Consider the following 19,633-nt stretch of genomic DNA (forward strand, 5'->3'; position numbering starts at 1 on the left):
GGTGGATGCGGGGCGGCGGACGTACCGAAACGCCGTACGCACGGCGCAAGTTACGTGACGCGTGTTACGGCATATCACGCTACGCGCGTAGTCCGGAGGCAGATGCGCGGGGTCCGGCGGACGGTCGACCGCACCGTCCGCCGGACCCCGGGACACGTACCGTGCTCAGGGAGTGTCGCTGACCTTGATCTCGCCGTCGGCGATCTTCTGCTTGGCCGCGTCGATGTCGCCCTGGATGTCCTCGATGAACCCGCCGGAGGTGGCCAGGCTCACGCCGTCGTCCTTGAGCGCGAAGGTCTGGTCGCCGGTGAGCGGCTTGTCGTCCTCGACGCTCTTGATCACGTCGTAGACGGCCACGTCGACGTTCTTGACCACCGAGGTCAGGATCGCGTCCTTGTAGTCGGCCAGGGCCTTGTCGCGGTACTGGTCGGAGTCGACGCCGATCGCCCACGCGCCTTCCTGCGCGGCCACGGCCTCGATCGAGCCCGTGCCGGACAGGCCCGCGGCGCTGTAGATGATGTCCGCGTCGGAGTCGAGCATGCCCTCGGCGATGCCCTTGGCGCGCAGCGGGTCCTGGAAGCCCTTGAGGTCACTCTCGTAGAGGTACTTCACGTCGACCTCGACGTCCGGCTTGGTGTCCTTGACGCCCTGGACGAAGCCGGCCTCGAACTTCTTGATCAGGTTGTTGTGCACGCCGCCGATGAAGCCGACCTTGCCGGTCTTGCTCTTCGTCGCGGCGGCCACGCCGGCGAGGTACGAGCCCTCGTGCTCGGCGAAGGTGACGCCGGCGACGTTCTTCCCCTGGGACGCCTCGTCGATGACGGCGAAGGTGGTGTCGGGGAAGTCCTTGGCGACCTTGTTGACCGACTTGCCGTACGCGAAGCCGACCCCGATCACCGGGTTGTAGCCAGCCTCGGCGAGGGAGGTGAGGCGCTGCTCGCGGTCGGCCTCGGTCTCGCCGTCCCGGGCGGTCAGCTCCTTGCCGCCGAGGTCGAACTCCTTCTTCGCCTTGTCGTAGCCGCGGGCGGCCGACTCGTTGAAGGAGGCGTCACTGCGGCCACCGACGTCGAAGGCGAGGCCGACGCCCTTGTCGCTGCTGCCGCTGTCGCTGCTGCACGCAGCACTGGTGAAAGCGAGGGCCGCGGTTGCCACACCCGCGGCGGCGATCTTGGTTACCCGGCGCAAGAGGACTACCCCTTCGTCTTGCGAAGCGCCTCTTTCCGGCGCTGCTTCCGGGGCATCGTAACGCGCGTAGACCGAGCTGAACCTCCGGCAACGAGTCCGTTACCGGATCGTCTCCGCCCCGGTGTTTTCGACGGCGCCGGCGAGGCCGGCAGGTACCGGCTGACCTGTCGGTTCGCGGGATACGGGGTGGCTTGCGGGGGCCTGGGCGCGGGCGGTCGCGCGGCGCCCCGAAAGCGCCCCGGCGCGTGCTGCCGTGCGGGTCGCCGCGGTAGCCAGGAGGGTGGCGTGAATAGTGATGCCCGTGACACCCGTGAGGGCCGCGAGCCCGAGCACGACGACCCCGTTCCAGCCGACCGCGTGGAAGGCGATCGCGCCGGCGGTGGCGCCCGCGCTGTTCCCGACGTAGTACGCGACCTGGTACAGCGCCGACGCCTGCGCCTTGCCGGTACGCGCCGCGTGGCTGACGGAGGCGGAGGCGACCGCGTGCCCGGCGAAGAAGCCCGCGGTGAGCAGCACCAGCCCGGCCAGCACGGCGGCCAGGGAGTCGCCGATCGTCAGCAGCAGACCGGCGGCGGTGGTGCCGGCGGCGCCGTACAGCGTGCCGCGGCGGCCGAGGCGGGCGACGAGCCGGCCGGCCGCGGCGGAGGAGCCGGTGCCGACGAGGTAGATGACGAAGACCGAGCCGATCAGGCCCGCTGACAGGCCGAAGGGCTCGCCGGCCAGCCGGTAGCCGATCATCGTGTAGACCGCGCCGAAGACGGTCATGAACAGCAGCCCGATCCCGTACAGCCGGCGCATCAGCCCGTCGGCGAGATGGCCGCGTACGGTCCGCGCGAGCGCCCGTGGCGCCAGCGGCGCGGCGCTGAAGTGCCGGGCGCGCGGCAGGAGTACGCGGAACGCGACCGCGCAGAGCAGCGAGAGCACGGCCACCGTGGCCAGCGCCGCGCGCCAGCCCCAGGCTTCGGCCGTCCAGCCGGTGAGGATGCGGCCCGCCATGCCGCCGACGCTGTTGCCCGCGACGAAGAGCCCGACGGCGCCGATCACCGCCCGGGCCCGTACCTCCTCGCCGATGAACGCGATGGCCGACGCCGGGATGCCCGCGATCGCGGCGCCCTGGAGCGTACGCAGCGCGATCAGCGCACCCAGGTCCGGCGCGAACGGCATCGCCAGACCCAGCAGCACGGCCGCCGTCAGCGACCACGCCATCGTCCGCTGCCGGCCGAACCGCTCGGAGACCGCGCTCAGCGGCAGCACCGCGAGCGCGAGGGCCGCGGTGGTGGCGGAAACGGTCCAACTGGCCGCGCCCGGGCTGACGCCGAGGTCGGCGGAGATCGCGGGCAGCAGGGCCTGGGTGGAGAAGAGCAGCGTGAAGGTGGCGACGCCGGCGGCGAAGAGCGCGAGGAGCACCCGGCGGTAGCCGGGCTCGCCGGGGGCGTGCTTGGAGGCCATGCCATCGAAGCTACGACCCGCCCACTCATGCGTCCAATGCGGAAAACAGCGATAATCGATGCTGTGGTGAATGAATCGAGGTCACAGGGGCCGATGTCACGGCCCCGTCATCCGGAAGACACCCCGGCACCCGCCGCTGCGCCGGCGGCGGGGGAGTGGGGCGCGGTGCTCGCGCCGCGGCTCGCGCAGTTCGCCGCCGTCGCCCGCGAGGAGCACGTCACCCGCGCCGCCCGCGCGCTCGGCGTCCCGCAGCCGACGCTGAGCCGGGCGATGGTGCGGCTCGAAGCCGACCTGGGCGTCGCGCTCTTCGCCCGCCGCGGCCGCACCCTGTCCCTGACCACCGCGGGCCGCGACTTCCTCGGCTACGCGGAACGCGCGCTGGCCGAGGTGGGCCGCGGCGCCGAGGCCGTACGCGCCGACGCCCACCCCGAGACGGGCAAGGTCGCCTTCGGCTTCCTGCACACCCTCGGCTCCGAGACCGTGCCGGGGCTGCTGCGGGAGTTTCGCAAGGACCACCCGCGGGTGCGCTTCGCGCTGGTGCAGAACTACGGCGAGTGGATGCTCCAGCGGCTGCGGGCGGGCGAGTTGGACCTCTGCCTGACCTCGCCGGTGCCGGACGCGCCGGACCTGGCCGCGCGGCGGCTGGACGAGCAGCGCCTCCGGCTCGTCGTACCCGACGACCACCGGCTCGCCGGGCGGCGCAGGATCCGGCTCGCGGAGGTGGCGGAGGACCCGTTCGTGACGCTGGAGCCGGGCTACGGGATGCGGCGGATGATGGAGGAGCTGTGCGCGGCGGCGGGGTTCGTGCCGCGGATCGCGTTCGAGGGGGAGGAGGCGGAGACGATCCGCGGGCTGGTGGCGGCGGGGCTCGGGGTGGCGCTGCTGCCGCCGCCGGCGGTGCCGCGGCCGGGGGTGGTGGAGCTGGACGTCACGGCGCCGCGGGCGGTGCGGGAGATCGGGGTGGCGTGGGTGGCGGGGCAGCAGGAGACGGCGCCGGTGGCGGCGTTCAGGCGGTTCCTGCTGGGGCGGAGGGGGCAGTTGCTGGCGGGGTAGCCGGGGGTACGGGGGCGGGGCTCCCGCTCGTCGTCACGCCCCCGAGGCCGGCGCGAAGCCCGCGGCCAGCGGCATCCGCAGGCCGATCGGCGGCGGCGCCGCCAGCGCGTCGGCGACGGGCCGGCTGTACGGCCGGCCGAAGAGCGAACCCATGACGAAGTCGGCGGCCAGGGCGAGGATCTCGGACCGGTGCTGGTGCATCCCGTGCCCGTCGGAGTGCACCTCGAAGCGGCACACGTCGCGGTTGGCCTTCTTCGCCCGTACGGCCAGCCGGTACGACAGGTCCGGGTCCGTGCGCGCGTCGTCCGTGCCGTGCACGAGCAGCACGGTGCGCCCGCTCAACTGCCGTACGGGCTCGGCGTCCGCCGCCTGCGCGTCCGGCAGCCACGGCGCGAGCGCCAGCACCGAGACGACCGCCTCGTGCCCGGCGGCGCGCAGCGCGGCGCGCCCGCCGACGTCGGTGCCGACCAGCGCCACGGGCACGTCCCCGTACCGCCGTACGACCTCCTCCAGCGCCCACTCCGCGTCGTGCGCGGCGTCGGCCGCCGCGCCGTTCCAGCCGCGGCAGCGGTAGTGCACGGTGTGCGCGACGAGCCCTTCGGCCCGCCCGGCGCGCCCGAGGCGGCGGGCCAGCGACCAGACGGAGGCGGCGGCGAGGCGCGACGGCCGCCGGCTGCTCTCCTCCTCGCCCGCGGGCAGCAGCAGCGCCACCGCCTGCGCGGAGGGCGCCCCGGTGGCGCGTCCTAGCCGGGCGGGGCGGGTCACGCTGGTCTCCTGTGCCATGGCAGCACGATGGCAGATGCCGGGCCCTCTGCCCACCCGTCTGCACGGCCCCCGTCCACCCCGACTCCGCCCCGCACGCAGGGGAGTTGCCACCGATCCGACCGGCAGCCGGCTCCGGCCCCCCGGCCTCGGGGCCCCACCCTCGCCGCCGACTCCACCCGCCCTCGGGCCGATCCGCTCCCGCTGCCCTCACCGCCCACTCAACAGCCCTTCGGCCCTCGCGCACGGCGCCCGCCGCCGGGCACCGCTCTACGCGCGTAGGATGGCGCAAATCGTCACGAGAAAGGGGTGTGCCGCATGACGGACGACAACGGCAGAGGCGGGGGCGCGGCGGCCGGTGCGGGGCGGACGGCGGTGCCGGACGCCGAGCGGATCCGGCGGGCGCCCAAGGTGCTGCTCCACGACCACCTCGACGGCGGGCTCCGCCCCGGCACCATCGTCGACATCGCCCGCGAGACCGGCTATTCCGGCCTGCCGGAGAGCGACCCCGAGCGGCTGGGCACCTGGTTCCGGGACGCCGCCGACTCCGGGTCGCTGGAGCGCTATCTGGAGACCTTCGCCCACACCTGCGCCGTGATGCAGACCCGCGACGCGCTGGTGCGGGTCGCCGCCGAGTGCGCGGAGGACCTGGCCGCCGACGGCGTCGTGTACGCCGAGGTGCGCTACGCCCCCGAGCAGCACCTCCAGGGCGGGCTGAGCCTGGAGCAGGTGGTGGAGGCGGTCAACGAGGGCTTCCGCGAGGGCGAGCGGCGCGCGCACGCCGCCGGGCGCCGCATCCGCGTCGGCGCGCTGCTCACCGCCATGCGGCACGCCGCCCGGTCGCTGGAGATCGCCGAACTGGCCAACCGCTACCGCGACCTCGGCGTCGTCGGCTTCGACATCGCCGGCGCCGAGGCCGGCTTCCCGCCCACCCGCCACCTCGACGCCTTCGAGTACCTGAAGCGCGAGAACAACCACTTCACCATCCACGCCGGCGAGGCGTTCGGCCTGCCGTCGATCTGGCAGGCGCTCCAGTGGTGCGGCGCCGACCGGCTCGGCCACGGCGTACGGATCATCGACGACATCCACGTCGCCGAGGACGGCACGGTCAAGCTCGGCAGGCTCGCGGCGTACGTGCGCGACAAGCGGATCCCGCTGGAGCTGTGCCCCACGTCCAACCTCCAGACCGGCGCCGCCGCCTCGTACGCCGAGCACCCCATCGGGCTGCTGCGCCGGCTGTACTTCCGGGCCACGGTCAACACCGACAACCGGCTGATGAGCGGCACGAGCATGAGCCGCGAGTTCGAGGAACTGGTGCGCACGTTCCACTACACGCTGGACGACATGCAGTGGTTCACCGTCAATGCGATGAAGTCGGCTTTCATTCCTTTCGATGAAAGGCTGGCGATGATCAACGAGGTCATCAAGCCCGGATATGCCGGACTGAAGTCCGAGTGGCTTTTTCACTGACCCGCTGACCTGCGGGTTCAGGCCGACCGGGCGGTGTGGCGATGGTCCTACGATCGGCAGAAGGGGCCGTACGGGCCAATTTCGGCACCGGCGGGGCGGTCTTTGCCGCGGCGATATCCGGCCGGTTACGTTTCTCATTGCCGCTCGATATCCGCAAGGACGAGGACCTGAATTCCATGAAGACCCGCAAGTTCGTCGGTACCGCACTGCTCGGCGCCGCCTTCGCCGTCGCCGGGGCGGGCACCGCCTCCGCCGTACCCGTCCCCGGCCTGCCCGACCCGGTCGGTCAACTGACCTCCCCGCTGGAGTCGGTCACCGGCTCCCAACTGGCCAGCAACAACGGCACCCCGGCCGGGGCCCCCAACGGCGCCGCCAACGTCCAGCCCCCGGGCCTCGGCCAGCTCGGTCAGCTCGGCGCCCTGACCGGCGTGCTCCCCGCGGGCGTCCTGCCGATCTGACGCCTGTACGCACCGAAGCCGGGGCCGGCATCCATCGCGGATGCCGGCCCCGGCTCTGCGTTTTGGGAGTCCGGCCTCACCAGGCCGGGCTGTGCGCCTTCTCCTCGCTCGGCATCATCACCCAGAGCGCCAGGTAGAGCAGGAACTGCGGGCCCGGCAGCAGGCAGGACACCACGAAGACGACCCGCACCGTCGTGGGCGTCGTGCCGAAGCGCCGGGCCAGGCCCGCGCACACTCCGGCGATCATCCTGCCGTCGCGTGGTCTCGTCGGCATGGCCATGGCTGCGTCACTCCTCGGGTCGGCGGTCGCGGCCCGGATCGTGTGGGCCGGTAATTCCACCGTAGGCGCACAAGCCGGACGAAACGTCGCCCTACGGGGCGATCTCGACCCTGGGGATTCTCGGGGTCGGGCCCTGAGCCGCCCCGTCCCCCGCGGGCTCCGCTTCCCCCACCCCGGCCGCCTGCTCGGCGTGCGCCGCGCCCGCCGCGCGGCCCGCGGGGTGCCGCCGGCGCAGCCTCGCCCGCGTGGCCGGGACCACCACCAGGTGCGCCAGCGCTATCCCCAGGATGGAGAGCAGCATCGTGTCCACGTTCGCGACCTGTCCCGGTACCGTCGTCTTCAGCAGTTCGACGACCAGCGCCAGCATCGCCCCCGCGAAGACGGTACGGGCGAACGACCCCGCCGCCGACGCCCGCAGCCGGCCGCGGGCCAGCGGCAGCAGCACCCCCGCCGGCGCCAGCGCGAGCAGCGACTCGGTGAAGTTCCGCAGCGCCGACCAGGGGTCCTCGTCGAACTCGGCCCGGATCGTCGTGAAGGGTCGCAGGTTCGCCGCGTCAACCCACGGCACGGCGTTGGGGCGGAGCGTAAACCACCAGACTGCGATCAGATGCAGGACTAGGAGGACAACGCCGGCCACCCGGAATCTCAGGGCGGCCGTTCCGCCCTTCGCATGGCGCTGCACGCAGGCAAGGACGCGGCTACCGACCCGTACGGTTCCCGCCGGCCGCCGCCGGAGTGTGATCTTCGGTGCGGAGCGGGCCTAGCCGACCAGGCGGCGGCGCCAGTCCAGGCCGGCCACGTATATCGCCTGGCCCGGATCGCCGTCCCACTCGGTCCGCAGCCCGGCTCCCGCGAGGGCGGCCACGACCTCGTGCCCGACGGCCGCGGTGGTCTCGGACGAGCCGTCGAAGCCGCCGTAGTAGAGCATCAGCCCGCCCTCCGCCGCCGCGGACTCCGAGGACTGGTAGATGAAGTAGACGAAGCCGCGCGCGTCCGGCCCGCCCGCCCCGCCTATCTCGGCGTTGCCGCAACTGCGGCAGCAGGCGAAGTGCTCACGGGCGGTGATACCGGCCTCTTGCAGGGCGGTGAACGCGCCGGTCAGCCGCTCCGGGTCGGTCTCGCCCCGCCAGCCGGCCTGCTCGGCGACCCGCTCCAGCCACAGCCGGTCGGCCAGCGCCCGCGCCTGCGGGGCCGAGACGGGCCGGCGGTCCTCGGTCACGAGATACTCCTCGGCGCACTCGGCCACCTCGTCACGGGTCGCGTACCCCGCGGCCAGCACCTCCCGGACGCGCTTCTCCAGCTTCCTGCGATCCTCCTCGGCCAGATCGAGCGGCGGCACCGCGGGCGCCGGGCCGAGGTCCGCGGGCGACCACGCCAGCCCGGCCCGCCAGCCGTCCTCCTGGCGGGCCCAGCCGGTCAGCGCCGCGATCGCCGCCTCGGGATCGCCGGCCGACGCCCGGAAGTGCCGGTGGGCGCCGCCGTCGCGGTACTCCACCGCGTAGTCGCCGCCGGCGTCGTGCCAGACCTGGGCGAAGAAGTCGGGCAGGTCGGGAATCCGCTGGAGCACCAGGAAGTGGTCGTCGGCACCGCCCAGCCGCCGGACCAGCCCCGCCAACTCCGCCGCGGACACGCGCACATGCCGCTCGCCGTTCTCCGTCTTCACCACGATCCCCAACATGCGCAAGACTCTGGCACACGCCTCTGACACCGGCCCGCGCGGATCGGAAACGCTCAGGTCACAGGCTCGCCGACGGTGTTCTCCGGCGTCCGCAGCGCGTCGTCGGTGCAGCGGTACGTGTACGGGTCGTCCCCCGCGCCCGGCCCCGCCAGCACCGCCTCGCGGTCCTCGCCCACCGCGTACGTACACACCAACTGCGCCAGCATCGGCGACCCCAGCCCCTGCGGATCCCGGCTCAGCCGCACCGTGCCCGCCGGATCCCCGGACCGCCCGTCCGCCACCCGCAGCCCGGAGACGGCGGTGGAGTAGCCGGCCTGCTCCTCGTCCTCGCTGGGCTCCCGCTCCAGCTCCGCCAGCAGCCGCGCCGCCAGCGCCGCCCCTGACAGCTCGTCGGGGACGCGGCGGGGCACCGGCGCCAACTGCGCACCGCACACCAGGTACACCGCCCGCAGCGTCTCGCCGTCCGCCGGGCTCGCCGCCGGCGACGGGCCGCCCGGCGCGCACTCGGCCCGCGACGGCGCGCTGCCGGCGTCCACCGGCACGGAGGTGGGCCGGATCCCGCACCCGGTGGCCAGCGCCGCGACGGCGACCACCGCGACCACCGCCAGCGCCGCGAAGACCCGCCGGTTCGAGGCTGCCGCCCTCACTCGTCCTCCTGCTCCAGGGCCTCCGCCGCCGCCGACGAGTCCCGCGGCAGCCGCAGCGTGAACACCGCCCCGCCCGCCGGGTCGTTGGCCGCGGTGATCGTACCGCCGTGGATGCGGGCGCTCTCCACCGCGATGGACAGCCCGAGGCCGCTGCCGTCGGAGCGCGGCCGTGCGGTGTCGGCCTTGTAGAACCGGTCGAAGACGTGCGGCAGCACTTCGGCGGGGATGCCGGGGCCGTTGTCCTTGACCTCGATGACCAGATCGCCGGAGCCGGGCGCGTCCGCCGTGGTGTGCACTGACACCCGCACGGGGGAGCCGCCGTGCTTGAGTGCGTTTCCGATGAGGTTGGCGAGGATCACGTCGAGGCGCCGCGGGTCCAGGCGCGCGACGATGCCGCGGTCGGCGTCCAGCTCCACCGCGTCCAGCCAGGCGCGGGCGTCGATGCAGGCGGTGACCAGGTCGGAGACGTCCACGTCGTCGAGGACGAGCCGGGCGGTGCCGGCGTCGAAGCGGGTCACCTCCATCAGGTTCTCCACCAGGTCGTTCAGCCGCCGGGTCTCCTGCACCACGAGCTGCACCGCGGGCGCGATCATCGGGTCCAGGTTCTCCTGCTCCTCCTCCAGCACCTCGGACACCGCGGTCATCGCGGTCAGCGGCGTACGCAGCTCGTGCGACATGTCCGCCACGAAGCGCCGGCTGGACTTCTCCCGCTCGCTCAGCTCCTCCACCCGCTGCTGGAGCCGCTCCGCGGTCTGGTTGAACGTCCGCGACAGGTCGGCCAGCTCGTCGGTGCCGGTCACCCGCAGCCGGGTGTCGAGCTTGCCCTCGCCGAGCCGCCGAGCCGCCTCGCCGAGCCGCTGCACGGGACGCAGCACCGTGGACGCGGCGCCCTGCGCCAGCAGCGCGGAGCCGATCAGCGACAGGCCCGTGGCGATGCCCAGCGACCAGGCCAGCGAGTTGAGGTCCCGGCGCTCGGGGTCCAGGGACTTGAACATGTAGCCGGTCCAGTCGGTGCCGATCACCCGGGCGCCGCCGACGAGGTACGGCGTGCCGTCCATCGTCACCCGCTGCCAGTACAGGTGGTACGGCCACTTGCCGTCGTCGCGCCGCTGGTCGACCGCGGACTTCAGCGGCTCGGGCACGTCGTGCAGGCTGAACGACGAGTCGGAGCGCTCCACGCAGCCGGGCTTGTCGGCGCTGCCGGCGGCGATCAGTATCACGTCGAAGTTCTGCGTGGTGCTCGACAGCCGCCGCGCGGCCTTGCCGAGATCCGTACAGCCGGCGCGCAGGTCCAGCTCGCCGCTCTCGTCCTCCAGCGACTCCCGGAAGTCCTTCAGCGACGCGTCCTGGGTGCGGGTGAGCACCGAGTCCCGGTTCAGCCAGTACGCGATGCCGGCCACCGACACCGCCGACACCAGGGCCACCAGCGCGAACACGATGACCAGACGCAGTCGCAGGCTGATCCAGCGCAGCAGCCCCGCCGCCCAGCCGCGTACGAGCCCCCGCCGCCCCTGCGTGTCGGAGGGGCCCGGACTCACGAGGGCGGATCCAGCCGGTAGCCCACACCGCGGACGGTCTTGATGAGGGTCGGCGCCGACGGCACGTCCTCGACCTTCGCGCGCAGCCGCTGCACACAGGCGTCGACCAGCCGGGAATCGCCGAGGTAGTCGTGCTCCCAGACGAGTTGCAGCAACTGCTGACGGGAGAGCGCCTGGCCGGGCCGGCGGCTCAGCTCCAGCAGCAACCGCAACTCCGTCGGCGTCAGTTGCAGATGCTCGCCGTCCTTGGTGACCGTCATCGCCGAGCGGTCGATGACGACGTTTCCATAGGTGGCCGAGTCGGTCGTCTCCCGCTCGCCGCGGCGCAGCACCGCGCGGATACGGGCGTCCAGCACGCGTCCCTGCACGGGCTTGACGACGTAGTCGTCGGCGCCCGACTCCAGCCCGACCACCACGTCGATGTCGTCGCTGCGTGCGGTCAGCAGGATGATCGGCAGTTGGTCGGCGCGCCGGATGCGGCGGCACACCTCGAAGCCGTCGATGCCCGGCAGCATGACGTCCAGCACGATCAGGTCGGGCCGCTGCTCGCGCAGCAGCTTCAGCCCGTCCTCACCGGTCGCCGCGGTGGTCACGCGGTGGCCCTGGCGGGAGAGGGACATCTCCAGCGCCGTGCGGATGGCGTCGTCGTCCTCGATCAGCAACAGAGAAGGCACGCGGGTCATTCTGGCAGGGCGGGCCGGAAGGGGCGAGTTCGCCGTCATCACGGCCTGTGGGAAGGGCCGCTGTAAGGGGCACCGATCCCCTGTTGCACGCCTGTGACAGTCGGCGGACAGCGCCATGAAGTCGGGGCACCAGGATTCTGGACGTCGGGCAAGCCCGGCACGGAAAAGCCGACCGAGGCAGACTCCACCGACGGGGGGCGTGAGATGAACGCACTGCACGACACCACCAGCGCAGCGGTTCACACACGCCTGCACGCCAAGGGGGGAAGTGCTGAGGGGATGGCTCCCGCCCGCGCCTCGCGTGGGACGGGGGAGTCCGGTGCCGCGAACGCGCGGGGGTGCGGTCGCGGCGCCGGGCGTCGTCCTTCTTACATGGTCGCGATCGCGGGCAGCACGGGAACCGGGGGGACCGGCGTACAGCCGGCGGAGACCGGGCCGACCGCGGACCCGGGGGGGAACACCGGGGGGAAGGCCGGGAGGGATGGCGGGGGCAGGACAGCGTACGGAGAGGTGTCGGGGGAACCGACCGGCGCGCAGGCCGGGGCCGCCGCGGAGGCAGACAGCACCGCGGCGTTCACCGCCTACGTCGCCGAGCGGCGCGCCTCTCTGTACGCCACCGCCTACCACCTGACCGGCGACCGGTTCGAGGCGGAGGACCTGCTCCAGAGCGCGCTGTTCTCCACCTACCGGGCCTGGGACCGGATCAGCGACAAGGCGGCGGTGGGGGGCTACCTCCGCCGTACGATGACGAACCTGCACATCAGCGCCTGGCGCCGGCGCAAGCTCGCGGAGTACCCGACCGAGGAACTCCCCGAGGCGCCGGGGGAGTCGGACGCCATGCGCGGCACGGAGCTGCGCACGGTGCTCTGGCAGGCGCTGGCGCGGCTGCCCGAGATGCAGCGCACGATGCTCGTGCTGCGCTACTACGAGGGCAGGACCGACCCGGAGATCGCCGACGTGCTGGGGATCAGCGTGGGGACCGTCAAGAGCAGCATCTGGCGCTCGCTGCGCCGGCTGCGCGACGACGAGGCGCTGAGCTTCGGGCGGGACCGGGACGAGTCGTTCGAGGAGCTCGTGGCCTGAGGGGCCGATGACCAGGGACGGGGGGACCTGGGGCCACGGGAGGGGAAAAACGGGGGATCGGGGGATCGGGGGAATCCGGGGGATAACGGGGGAACGGGGGGAAAGACCGCGAGACCGTACGGGGCCGGGGGGTGCCCGTCAGGACTCGGGGGGATCGGGGGACGAGTCGGGGCCGGACGCGCGGGGGGTGCGTCCGGCCCCGGTTCGTGTACGGGGTGCGCGGTCTTCCGCGCACCCCGGGCCGGCGAGCCGAGCACCGGCGGCCGGGCCGGGCGCGGCGACGGGCCGCGCGAGCGTGGCCGCGCCCCGTGGTGCCCGCCCCTGCCCGTAAACCCGCCAGGACGGCAGGCGCGCAGCCGCGTGGTCGGGGCCGTCCGCGCCCTCGTCCCGTACGCCCCGCCGCCCCGGCCGGGAGGCCGTCAGTACGCCGAGCCGCTGACGCCCAGGCTGCCCGTCGGGTGCCAGACCGTCTTCGTCTCCAGGAACGCCGTCAGCCGCCCCGTCCCCGGGTCCGCCGTCCAGTCGTACGGCGGCGCCGGGCGCAGCACCCGCTTCAGGTTGTCCGCCGCCGCGACCTCCAGCTCCCGCGCCAGCTCCGCGTCCGCGCCCGTCAGGTCGATGGCGTTGACGTCCTGGTGCGCGGCCAGCGTCGGGGCGATCTCGGCGGTACGGCCCGAGAGCACGTTGACGACGCCGCCCGGCACGTCCGACGTGGCCAGCACCTCCCCCAGCGACAGCGCCGGCAGGGGCCGCTCCTCGGCGGCGACGACCACCGCCGCGTTGCCCGTGGCGATCACCGGGGCGAGCACCGACACCAGGCCCAGCAGCGCCGACTCCTGCGGTGCGACGACCGCGACGACGCCCGTGGGCTCCGGCGCGGAGAGGTTGAAGTACGGCCCGGCGACCGGGTTTCCGCCGCCGGTGACCTGGGCCACCTTGTCGGTCCACCCCGCGTACCAGACCCAGCGGTCGATCGCCGCGTCCACCTGCGCCGCCGACTTGGCCTTCGACAGCCCTTCGGCCTCGGCGACCTCCGCGACGTACTGCTCGCGCCGCCCCTGGAGCATCTCCGCCACCCGGTAGAGCACCTGGCCGCGGTTGTACGCCGTGGCGCCGGACCAGCCGGCGACGGCCTTGCGGGCGGCGACCACCGCGTCGCGGGCGTCCTTGCGGGAGGACCGGGGCGCGTTGGCCAGCCAGCGTCCCTTGGCGTCGGACACCTCGTACACCCGCCCGCTCTCCGAGCGGGGGAACTTCCCGCCCACGTACAGCTTGTAGGTCTTGAGGACCGACAGCCTCGCATCCGCCTGTGTCATCGCAGGTACGCCTCCAGCCCGTGGCGACCGCCCTCGCGGCCGAAGCCCGACTCCTTGTAGCCGCCGAACGGCGAGGTCGGATCGAACTTGTTGAACGTGTTCGCCCACACGACGCCCGCGCGCAGCCGGTCGGCCACCGCCAGGATCCGCGAGCCCTTCTCGGTCCACACCCCGGCGGACAGCCCGTAGGGGGTGTTGTTGGCCTTCGCGACCGCCTCGGCGGGGGTACGGAACGTCAGCACCGACAGCACCGGGCCGAAGACCTCCTCGCGCGCGATCCGGTGCGCCTGCGTGACGCCGGTGAAGAGCGTCGGCGCGAACCAGTAGCCGCTGCCGGGCAGTTCGCACGGCGCCGTCCAGCGCTGCGCGCCCTCCGCGTCGCCGGCGTCCGCCAGCTCCGTGATCCGGGCGAGCTGCTCGGCGGAGTTGATGGCGCCGATGTCGGTGTTCTTGTCCAGCGGGTCGCCCAGCCGCAGCGTGCCGAGCCGCCGCTTCAGCGACTCCAGCAGCTCGTCGGCCACCGACTCCTGGACGAGGAGCCGGGAGCCGGCGCAGCACACCTGGCCCTGGTTGAAGAAGATGCCGCCGACGATGCCCTCGACGGCCTGGTCGATCGCCGCGTCGTCGAAGACGATGTTGGCGCCCTTGCCGCCCAGCTCCAGCGTGAGCCGCTTGTCCGTGCCGGCGACGGCGCGGGCGATCTCCTTGCCGACGGCGGTGGAGCCGGTGAACGCGACCTTGTCGACGTCCGGGTGCGCGACGAGCGCCGCGCCCGCGTCCCCGTAGCCGGGGAGGATGTTGACCACGCCCTTGGGCAGCCCGGCCTGGCGGCAGATGTCGGCGAAGAACAGCGCGGACAGCGGGGTGGTCTCGGCGGGCTTGAGCACCACCGTGTTGCCGCAGGCCAGCGCCGGGGCGATCTTCCAGGCCAGCATCAGCAGCGGGAAGTTCCACGGGATGACCTGGCCGGCGACGCCCACCGGCTTGGGGTCCTGGCCGAAGCCGGCGTAGCCGAGCTTGTCGGCCCAGCCGGCGTAGTAGAAGAAGTGCGCGGCGACCAGCGGCAGGTCGGCGTCCCGCGTCTCGCGGATCGGCTTGCCGTTGTCCAGCGTCTCCAGCACGGCCAGCTCGCGCGAGCGCTCCTGGAGGATGCGTGCGATACGGAACAGGTACTTGCCGCGCTCCGCGCCGGGCAGCGCCGACCAGGAGGTGAACGCCCGGCGGGCGGCGGCGACCGCCCGCTCGACGTCCGCCTCGCCGGCCCGCGCGACCTCGGAGAGCACCTCCTCGGTCGCCGGGGCGACGGACTTGAAGACCTTGCCGTCGGCGGCCTCGGTGAACTCGCCGTCGATGAACAGGCCGTAGCTGGGCGCGATGTCGACGACCGAGCGGGACTCGGGCGCGGGCGCGTAGGCGAAGAGCTTGTGATCAGCGGTCATTCGTTCTCGGTCCCCCTCTAGTCCACGGTCACGTAGTCGGGGCCGGAGTAGCGGCCGGTGCGCAGCTTCTGCCGCTGCATGAGCAGGTCGTTGAGCAGGCTGGAGGCGCCGAAGCGGAACCAGCGGTTGTCCAGCCAGTCGTCGCCGGCCGTCTCGTTCACCAGCACCAGGAACTTCACCGCGTCCTTGGCCGTGCGGATGCCGCCCGCCGGCTTCACGCCGACCTGCACGCCGGTGGCCGCGCGGTAGTCCCGGACGGCTTCGAGCAGCACCAGGGTGTTGGCGGGGGTGGCGTTCACGCCGACCTTGCCGGTCGAGGTCTTGATGAAGTCGGCGCCGGCCAGCATGCCGAGCCAGCTCGCCCGCCGGATGTTGTCGTACGTGGACAGCTCGCCGGTCTCGAAGATCACCTTCAGCCGGGCGCCGGTCGCGGCCTGCCGCACCGCGCGGATCTGCTCGTACACCTCCAGATAGCGGCCCGCGAGGAACGCGCCGCGGTCGATGACCATGTCGATCTCGTCCGCGCCCGCGGCCAGCGCCGCGCGGGTGTCGGCGAGCTTCACCTCCAGCGACGACCGCCCGGAGGGGAAGGCGGTGGCCACCGAGGCGACCTTCACGCCGGAGCCCGCCAGCGCCTCGGCGGCGACGGCGGCCAGGTCCGGGTAGACGCAGACGGCCGCGACCTCGGGCGTCGTCCGGTCCGTCGGGTCGGGGGTGCGGGCCTTGGCGCACAGCGAGCGCACCTTGCCGGGGGTGTCGGAGCCCTCCAGCGTCGTCAGGTCGATCATCGAGACCGCCAGGTCCAGGGCGTACGCCTTGGCCGTGGTCTTGATGGAGCGGGTGCCCAGGGCGGCGGCGCGGGCCTCCAGACCGACCGGGTCGACGCCGGGCAGACCGTGCAGGAAGCGGCGGAGCGCGCCGTCGGAGGCCGTGACGTCCGCGAGGGACGCGGGCGGGTCCGCGGCTGCGGTGGGTATGCGGGGCATGGTCACCAGACGAGCATATCTACCCGCGTAGCGTCCCGGGGAGAGGGCGTACGGACCCGCCGGATCGATGCGGTTCCGCAATACCGGTGCGATGTCCGGAATCCGGACCGTCCGGCAGAATCGGCGGCATGAGCAAGGACTCCCAGGCCGCCAAGCCGAAATACGCCGACCGCGCCTACCGCTCCGTCGCCGGCATCGCCGCCGGCGTCCTGCTGCTCGCCCTCGGCGGCTGGCTCGGCGCCGACGCCCTGGTCCGCGGCAGCGGCCAGGCGCGGGCGATCGCGGTGGCCGCGCTGGTCGCGGGGGTACCGCTCGCGGTGGCGCTGACGCTGCGGCCGGTGGTGTACGCGGGCGAGGAGCGGCTGCGGGTGCGCAACCCGTTCCGCACGATCGTGGTCCCGTGGGCGAGGGTCGAGGAGATCCGGGCGGGCTACTCCAGCGAGGTCGTCACCGAGGACGCCACGTACCAGATGTGGGCCATCCCCGTCTCGCTGCGCGCCCGCAAGAAGGCCAACCGCCGCCGGGACCGCGCGGCGGGCGGCGGCGGGCTGTTCAGCCCGTCCAGCCGCACCGAGCTGTCGGACCCGGCGATGCGCCGCCCCGGCGGCACGGGCGCGAGCAGCCTCGACCTCACGTCGGACGACCTGACGCCGACCGCCGACAAGTCGATCCGCGAACTGCGCGAGCTGGCTCACACGTACGCCGACCGAGAGGGCGCGCAGGGGCCGGTGTCGGTGCGGTGGGCGTACGAGATCGTGGCCCCGGCGATCGCGGGAACCGTGGCCCTGATCATCGCCATCGCCGTGGGCTGACGGGCCCGGGCCCGGAGCGGCGCGAACGGGCCCGGCCCGCGTGCTGCCGGGCCGCCGTGCGCCTTCGCGCCCGCGTCAGAGCCCCGCGGCCGTCGACAGGGCCGACTTCAGGTCCGCCAGGATCTCCGCCGCCGTCGCCCGCGCCGCCGGCAGGCCGGGGTGGCCGGTCGGCACCGGGACCACCGCCTCCAGGTAGCACTTCAGCTTCGGCTCCGTGCCGCTCGGGCGGACGATCACCCGGGCCGCCGCCACGCCCCGGTCGTCGCTGCCCGCCAGGGTGTAGCGCAGGCCGTCCGTCGGCGGCAGGTCCGCGGTGCCCTTGGCCAGGTCCTCCGCCAGCGTCACCCGCAGGCCGGCCGCCGACCGCGGCGGGGACGTGCGCAGGCGCCGCATGGCCGCCGCGATCACGTCCAGGTCGTCTACGCGGACGGAGAGCTGGTCGGTGGCGTGCAGGCCGTGCTCCACCGCGATGTCGTCCAGGAGGTCCTGGAGCGTACGTCCGGCCGCCTTCAGTTCCGCGGTCAGTTCGGCGACGAGCAGGGCGGCGGTGATGCCGTCCTTGTCGCGGACGCCGTCGGGGTCGACGCAGTAGCCGAGGGCTTCCTCGTAGGCGTAGCGCAGGCCGTCGACCCGGGCCAGCCACTTGAAGCCGGTCAGCGTCTCCTCGTACGGCAGGCCCGCGGCCCGTGCGATCCGGCCCATGAGCGAGGAGGAGACGATGGAGGCGGCGAAGGTGCCCGCGGCCCGCTTCTGCACGAGGTACGTGGCCAGCAGGGCGCCGACCTCGTCGCCGCGCAGCATCCGCCAGCCCGCCTCCGCCCCCGCGTCCGGTACGGCCACCGCGCAGCGGTCCGCGTCGGGGTCGTTGGCGATGATCACGTCGACGTCGCCGCCGGCCGCCTTGCGGGCCGTGGCGAACGCCAGGTCCATCGCCCCCGGCTCCTCCGGGTTGGGGAACGCCACGGTCGGGAAGTCCGGGTCCGGCTCCGCCTGCTCGGCGACCGGCACCGGGGCCGGGAAGCCGGCGCGGGTGAAGGCGGCGGCGAGGGTGGCGCCGCCGACGCCGTGCAGGGCGGTGTGCACCGTACGTACGCCGCGGGGGCCGCCCGCGGCGACGACCGCGGCGGCCCGGTCGAGGTACGCCTCCACGACCTCCTCGCCCAGCACCTCCCAGCCGCCCTCCGGGCGGGGCACGTCCGCGAGCGCGCCCACCGCCTCGATGGCCGCGGCGATCGCGGCGTCGGCGGGCGGGACGATCTGCGAGCCGCCGCCGAGGTAGACCTTGTAGCCGTTGTCGCGCGGCGGGTTGTGGCTGGCGGTGACGGTGACCCCGGCGGCCGCGCCGAGGTGGCGGATCGCGAAGGCCAGCACCGGCGTCGGCAGCGGGCGCGGCAGGACGGCGGCCCGGAAGCCTGCGCCGGTCATGACGGCGGCGGTGTCCTCGGCGAAGGCGTGGCTCTTGTGCCGGGCGTCGTAGCCGACGACCACCAGGCCGCCGCCCGCGCCCTGCTCGGTCAGGTACGCGGCCAGCCCCGCGGCGGCGCGGATGACGACGGCCCGGTTCATCCGCATCGGCCCCGCGCCCAGCTCGCCGCGCAGCCCGGCGGTGCCGAACTGGAGCGTGCCGGCGAAGCGGTCCGCGAGGGCCGCCGTGTCCTGTGCCCGCAGCAGGGCGTCCAGCTCTGCCCTGGTGTCGGGGTCGGGGTCCTCCGCCAGCCAGGCCCGGGCCCGGGCGGCGAGCGCGGCGGCGTCGGGGTCGGTGTCGGGGTTCCCGGCGGCGTCCGGGGTCGGGTCCGCGGTCACCGGTCGTCCTCGGTCACTGGTCGTCCTCTCCTTCGGTCCGCCCCGCCCGGGGCGTACGGCCGGGGCGTACCGCTTCAGTCTTCACACCCGGCGGCCTTCCCACCCGGCAGTCCTCCCACCCGGCAGTCCTCACACCCGGCGCAGCACCTCGGCGAGCAGCCCGCCCATCCGCGCCGCCGAGTCGCGGCCCGCCTGGAGGACCTCCTCGTGGCTCAGCGGCTCGCCCGTCATGCCCGCCGCCAGGTTCGTGACCAGCGAGATCCCCAGCACCTCGGCGCCGGCCTCGCGGGCCGCGATGGCCTCCAGGACCGTCGACATGCCGACCAGGTCGGCGCCGATGCGGCGGAGCATCTCGATCTCGGCCGGCGTCTCGTAGTGCGGGCCGGGCAACTGGGCGTAGACGCCCTCCTCCAGGCTGGGGTCCACCTGCTTGCACAGCGCCCGCAGCCGCGGCGAGTACAGATCCGTCAGGTCGACGAAGCGGGCGCCCTCGATGGGGGAGGCGGCGGTGAGGTTGATGTGGTCGCCGATCAGCACCGGCTGGCCCGGCCGCATGCCCTCGCGCAGTCCGCCGCAGCCGTTGGTGAGCACCACCGTCTTGCAGCCCGCCGCCGCGGCCGTGCGTACGCCGTGCGCCACGGCGGCGACGCCGAGGCCCTCGTAGACGTGCGTACGGCCGAGGAAGACCAGCGCGCGTTTGTCTCCCAGCCGGTACGAGCGGATCCGCCCGGAGTGGCCCTCCACCGTCGGGGGCGGGAAGCCGGGCAGGTCGGTGACGCGCAGCTCGTGCTCGGGCGCGCCCAGCGCTTCCGCCGCGGGCACCCAGCCGGAGCCCATCACGAGGGCGACGTCGTGGGATTCGGCCCCGGTGAGCTCGCGGAGGCGGTCGGCTGCGGCCGCCGCGTCGGGGGCGGCGTGCGGAGAGGATGCGTTCACGCGACGAGCGTAGCCCGTCACCCCCTACGCGCGTAGAAGCGGCCCCCCACAGGGG

Annotated in this window: 19 protein-coding genes; 5 read left to right on the forward strand and 14 right to left on the reverse strand. The window is 73.9% G+C overall.

Translation table 11 applies throughout. The features are described from left to right. Positions 1-165: 165 nt before the first annotated feature. Positions 166-1,185, reverse strand: coding sequence for a BMP family protein (locus QBL21_RS04830; RefSeq protein ID WP_407560723.1), 1,020 nt, complete (start codon positions 1,183-1,185; stop codon positions 166-168). 99 nt (positions 1,186-1,284) lie between these two features. Continuing rightward, positions 1,285-2,634: an MFS transporter gene (locus QBL21_RS04835; protein ID WP_407560724.1), complete on the reverse strand. Its 1,350-nt coding sequence runs from the start codon at positions 2,632-2,634 to the stop codon at positions 1,285-1,287. 93 nt (positions 2,635-2,727) lie between these two features. Here QBL21_RS04835 and QBL21_RS04840 point away from each other — a divergent pair, with 93 nt between their 5' ends. Next, complete coding sequence (locus tag QBL21_RS04840; protein WP_407560725.1) at positions 2,728-3,687, forward strand: LysR family transcriptional regulator; 960 nt, start codon at positions 2,728-2,730, stop codon at positions 3,685-3,687. Positions 3,688-3,720: 33 nt separating this feature from the next. Here QBL21_RS04840 and QBL21_RS04845 read toward each other — a convergent pair whose 3' ends face one another. Next, positions 3,721-4,470, reverse strand: coding sequence for an alpha/beta hydrolase (locus QBL21_RS04845; protein WP_407560726.1), 750 nt, complete (start codon positions 4,468-4,470; stop codon positions 3,721-3,723). A 297-nt stretch (positions 4,471-4,767) separates the two neighbouring features. Here QBL21_RS04845 and QBL21_RS04850 point away from each other — a divergent pair, with 297 nt between their 5' ends. Together QBL21_RS04850 and QBL21_RS04855 are read left to right on the forward strand one after the other, a co-directional pair. Next, complete coding sequence (locus QBL21_RS04850; RefSeq protein ID WP_407560727.1) at positions 4,768-5,919, forward strand: adenosine deaminase; 1,152 nt, start codon at positions 4,768-4,770, stop codon at positions 5,917-5,919. Between the two features lie 176 nt (positions 5,920-6,095). Then, positions 6,096-6,377, forward strand: a complete 282-nt coding sequence (locus QBL21_RS04855; RefSeq protein WP_407560728.1) for a hypothetical protein — start codon at positions 6,096-6,098, stop codon at positions 6,375-6,377. Positions 6,378-6,453: 76 nt separating this feature from the next. Here the strand turns inward: QBL21_RS04855 and QBL21_RS04860 are convergent, their stop codons facing one another. From QBL21_RS04860 to QBL21_RS04885, 6 genes are all read right to left on the reverse strand, one after another. Then, positions 6,454-6,657 (reverse strand): PspC domain-containing protein, encoded by a 204-nt coding sequence (locus QBL21_RS04860; protein ID WP_407560729.1) that lies wholly within the window; start codon positions 6,655-6,657, stop codon positions 6,454-6,456. A gap of 91 nt (positions 6,658-6,748) precedes the next feature. Then, the gene (locus QBL21_RS04865; protein ID WP_407560730.1) at positions 6,749-7,339 is read right to left on the reverse strand and encodes a VanZ family protein; all 591 of its coding nucleotides are present in this window, start codon (positions 7,337-7,339) and stop codon (positions 6,749-6,751) included. 78 nt (positions 7,340-7,417) lie between these two features. Further along, positions 7,418-8,335, reverse strand: coding sequence for a DUF6891 domain-containing protein (locus tag QBL21_RS04870; protein WP_407560731.1), 918 nt, complete (start codon positions 8,333-8,335; stop codon positions 7,418-7,420). A gap of 53 nt (positions 8,336-8,388) precedes the next feature. Then, positions 8,389-8,982: a hypothetical protein gene (locus tag QBL21_RS04875; protein WP_407560732.1), complete on the reverse strand. Its 594-nt coding sequence runs from the start codon at positions 8,980-8,982 to the stop codon at positions 8,389-8,391. Then, positions 8,979-10,520 (reverse strand): ATP-binding protein, encoded by a 1,542-nt coding sequence (locus QBL21_RS04880; RefSeq protein ID WP_407560733.1) that lies wholly within the window; start codon positions 10,518-10,520, stop codon positions 8,979-8,981. The genes QBL21_RS04875 and QBL21_RS04880 overlap by 4 nt, the downstream gene beginning before the upstream one ends. Then, a complete protein-coding gene (locus QBL21_RS04885; RefSeq protein ID WP_407560735.1) occupies positions 10,517-11,194 on the reverse strand; it encodes a response regulator in 678 nt (225 codons plus the stop codon). Before QBL21_RS04885 ends, QBL21_RS04880 begins: the two co-directional genes overlap by 4 nt. Positions 11,195-11,407: 213 nt before the next feature. Between QBL21_RS04885 and QBL21_RS04890 the strand changes: the two genes are divergently transcribed. Further along, entirely contained in the window at positions 11,408-12,286 is an 879-nt protein-coding gene (locus QBL21_RS04890; protein ID WP_407560736.1) for a SigE family RNA polymerase sigma factor, read from the forward strand. A gap of 419 nt (positions 12,287-12,705) precedes the next feature. Here the strand turns inward: QBL21_RS04890 and QBL21_RS04895 are convergent, their stop codons facing one another. From QBL21_RS04895 to deoC, 3 genes are read right to left on the reverse strand one after another with little or no spacing between them, the layout of a single operon-like run. Beyond that, positions 12,706-13,602 (reverse strand): aldehyde dehydrogenase family protein, encoded by an 897-nt coding sequence (locus QBL21_RS04895; RefSeq protein WP_407560737.1) that lies wholly within the window; start codon positions 13,600-13,602, stop codon positions 12,706-12,708. Continuing rightward, entirely contained in the window at positions 13,599-15,041 is a 1,443-nt protein-coding gene (locus tag QBL21_RS04900) for an aldehyde dehydrogenase family protein (protein ID WP_407560738.1), read from the reverse strand. Before QBL21_RS04900 ends, QBL21_RS04895 begins: the two co-directional genes overlap by 4 nt. A 17-nt stretch (positions 15,042-15,058) precedes the next feature. Beyond that, positions 15,059-16,027 carry a deoxyribose-phosphate aldolase gene (gene deoC, locus QBL21_RS04905; protein ID WP_407566307.1) on the reverse strand — a complete coding sequence of 323 codons (969 nt, stop codon included), beginning with the start codon at positions 16,025-16,027 and terminating at the stop codon, positions 15,059-15,061. A gap of 128 nt (positions 16,028-16,155) precedes the next feature. Between deoC and QBL21_RS04910 the strand changes: the two genes are divergently transcribed. Then, positions 16,156-16,839, forward strand: a complete 684-nt coding sequence (locus tag QBL21_RS04910; protein ID WP_407560739.1) for a PH domain-containing protein — start codon at positions 16,156-16,158, stop codon at positions 16,837-16,839. 75 nt (positions 16,840-16,914) lie between these two features. Here QBL21_RS04910 and QBL21_RS04915 read toward each other — a convergent pair whose 3' ends face one another. Next, positions 16,915-18,555: a phospho-sugar mutase gene (locus QBL21_RS04915; RefSeq protein ID WP_407566308.1), complete on the reverse strand. Its 1,641-nt coding sequence runs from the start codon at positions 18,553-18,555 to the stop codon at positions 16,915-16,917. Positions 18,556-18,771: 216 nt separating this feature from the next. Beyond that, positions 18,772-19,578: a purine-nucleoside phosphorylase gene (locus tag QBL21_RS04920; protein ID WP_407560740.1), complete on the reverse strand. Its 807-nt coding sequence runs from the start codon at positions 19,576-19,578 to the stop codon at positions 18,772-18,774. Between the last annotated feature and the right edge of the window lie 55 nt (positions 19,579-19,633).

This window comes from Streptomyces sp. 184 (assembly GCF_045781775.1).
Classification (GTDB): Bacteria; Actinomycetota; Actinomycetes; order Streptomycetales; family Streptomycetaceae; genus Streptomyces.

What these genes read in the sequence shown, in the direction of transcription:
- QBL21_RS04835 (WP_407560724.1), bottom strand. Translation starts at nt 2,634, where the DNA reads ATGGCCTCCAAGCACGCCCCCGGCGAGCCCGGCTACCGCCGGGTGCTC.
- QBL21_RS04840 (WP_407560725.1), top strand. Translation starts at nt 2,728, where the DNA reads ATGTCACGGCCCCGTCATCCGGAAGACACCCCGGCACCCGCCGCTGCG.
- QBL21_RS04845 (WP_407560726.1), bottom strand. Translation starts at nt 4,470, where the DNA reads ATGGCACAGGAGACCAGCGTGACCCGCCCCGCCCGGCTAGGACGCGCC.
- QBL21_RS04850 (WP_407560727.1), top strand. Translation starts at nt 4,768, where the DNA reads ATGACGGACGACAACGGCAGAGGCGGGGGCGCGGCGGCCGGTGCGGGG.
- QBL21_RS04855 (WP_407560728.1), top strand. Translation starts at nt 6,096, where the DNA reads ATGAAGACCCGCAAGTTCGTCGGTACCGCACTGCTCGGCGCCGCCTTC.
- QBL21_RS04860 (WP_407560729.1), bottom strand. Translation starts at nt 6,657, where the DNA reads ATGGCCATGCCGACGAGACCACGCGACGGCAGGATGATCGCCGGAGTG.
- QBL21_RS04870 (WP_407560731.1), bottom strand. Translation starts at nt 8,335, where the DNA reads ATGTTGGGGATCGTGGTGAAGACGGAGAACGGCGAGCGGCATGTGCGC.
- QBL21_RS04890 (WP_407560736.1), top strand. Translation starts at nt 11,408, where the DNA reads ATGAACGCACTGCACGACACCACCAGCGCAGCGGTTCACACACGCCTG.
- QBL21_RS04895 (WP_407560737.1), bottom strand. Translation starts at nt 13,602, where the DNA reads ATGACACAGGCGGATGCGAGGCTGTCGGTCCTCAAGACCTACAAGCTG.
- QBL21_RS04900 (WP_407560738.1), bottom strand. Translation starts at nt 15,041, where the DNA reads ATGACCGCTGATCACAAGCTCTTCGCCTACGCGCCCGCGCCCGAGTCC.
- deoC (WP_407566307.1), bottom strand. Translation starts at nt 16,027, where the DNA reads ATGCCCCGCATACCCACCGCAGCCGCGGACCCGCCCGCGTCCCTCGCG.
- QBL21_RS04910 (WP_407560739.1), top strand. Translation starts at nt 16,156, where the DNA reads ATGAGCAAGGACTCCCAGGCCGCCAAGCCGAAATACGCCGACCGCGCC.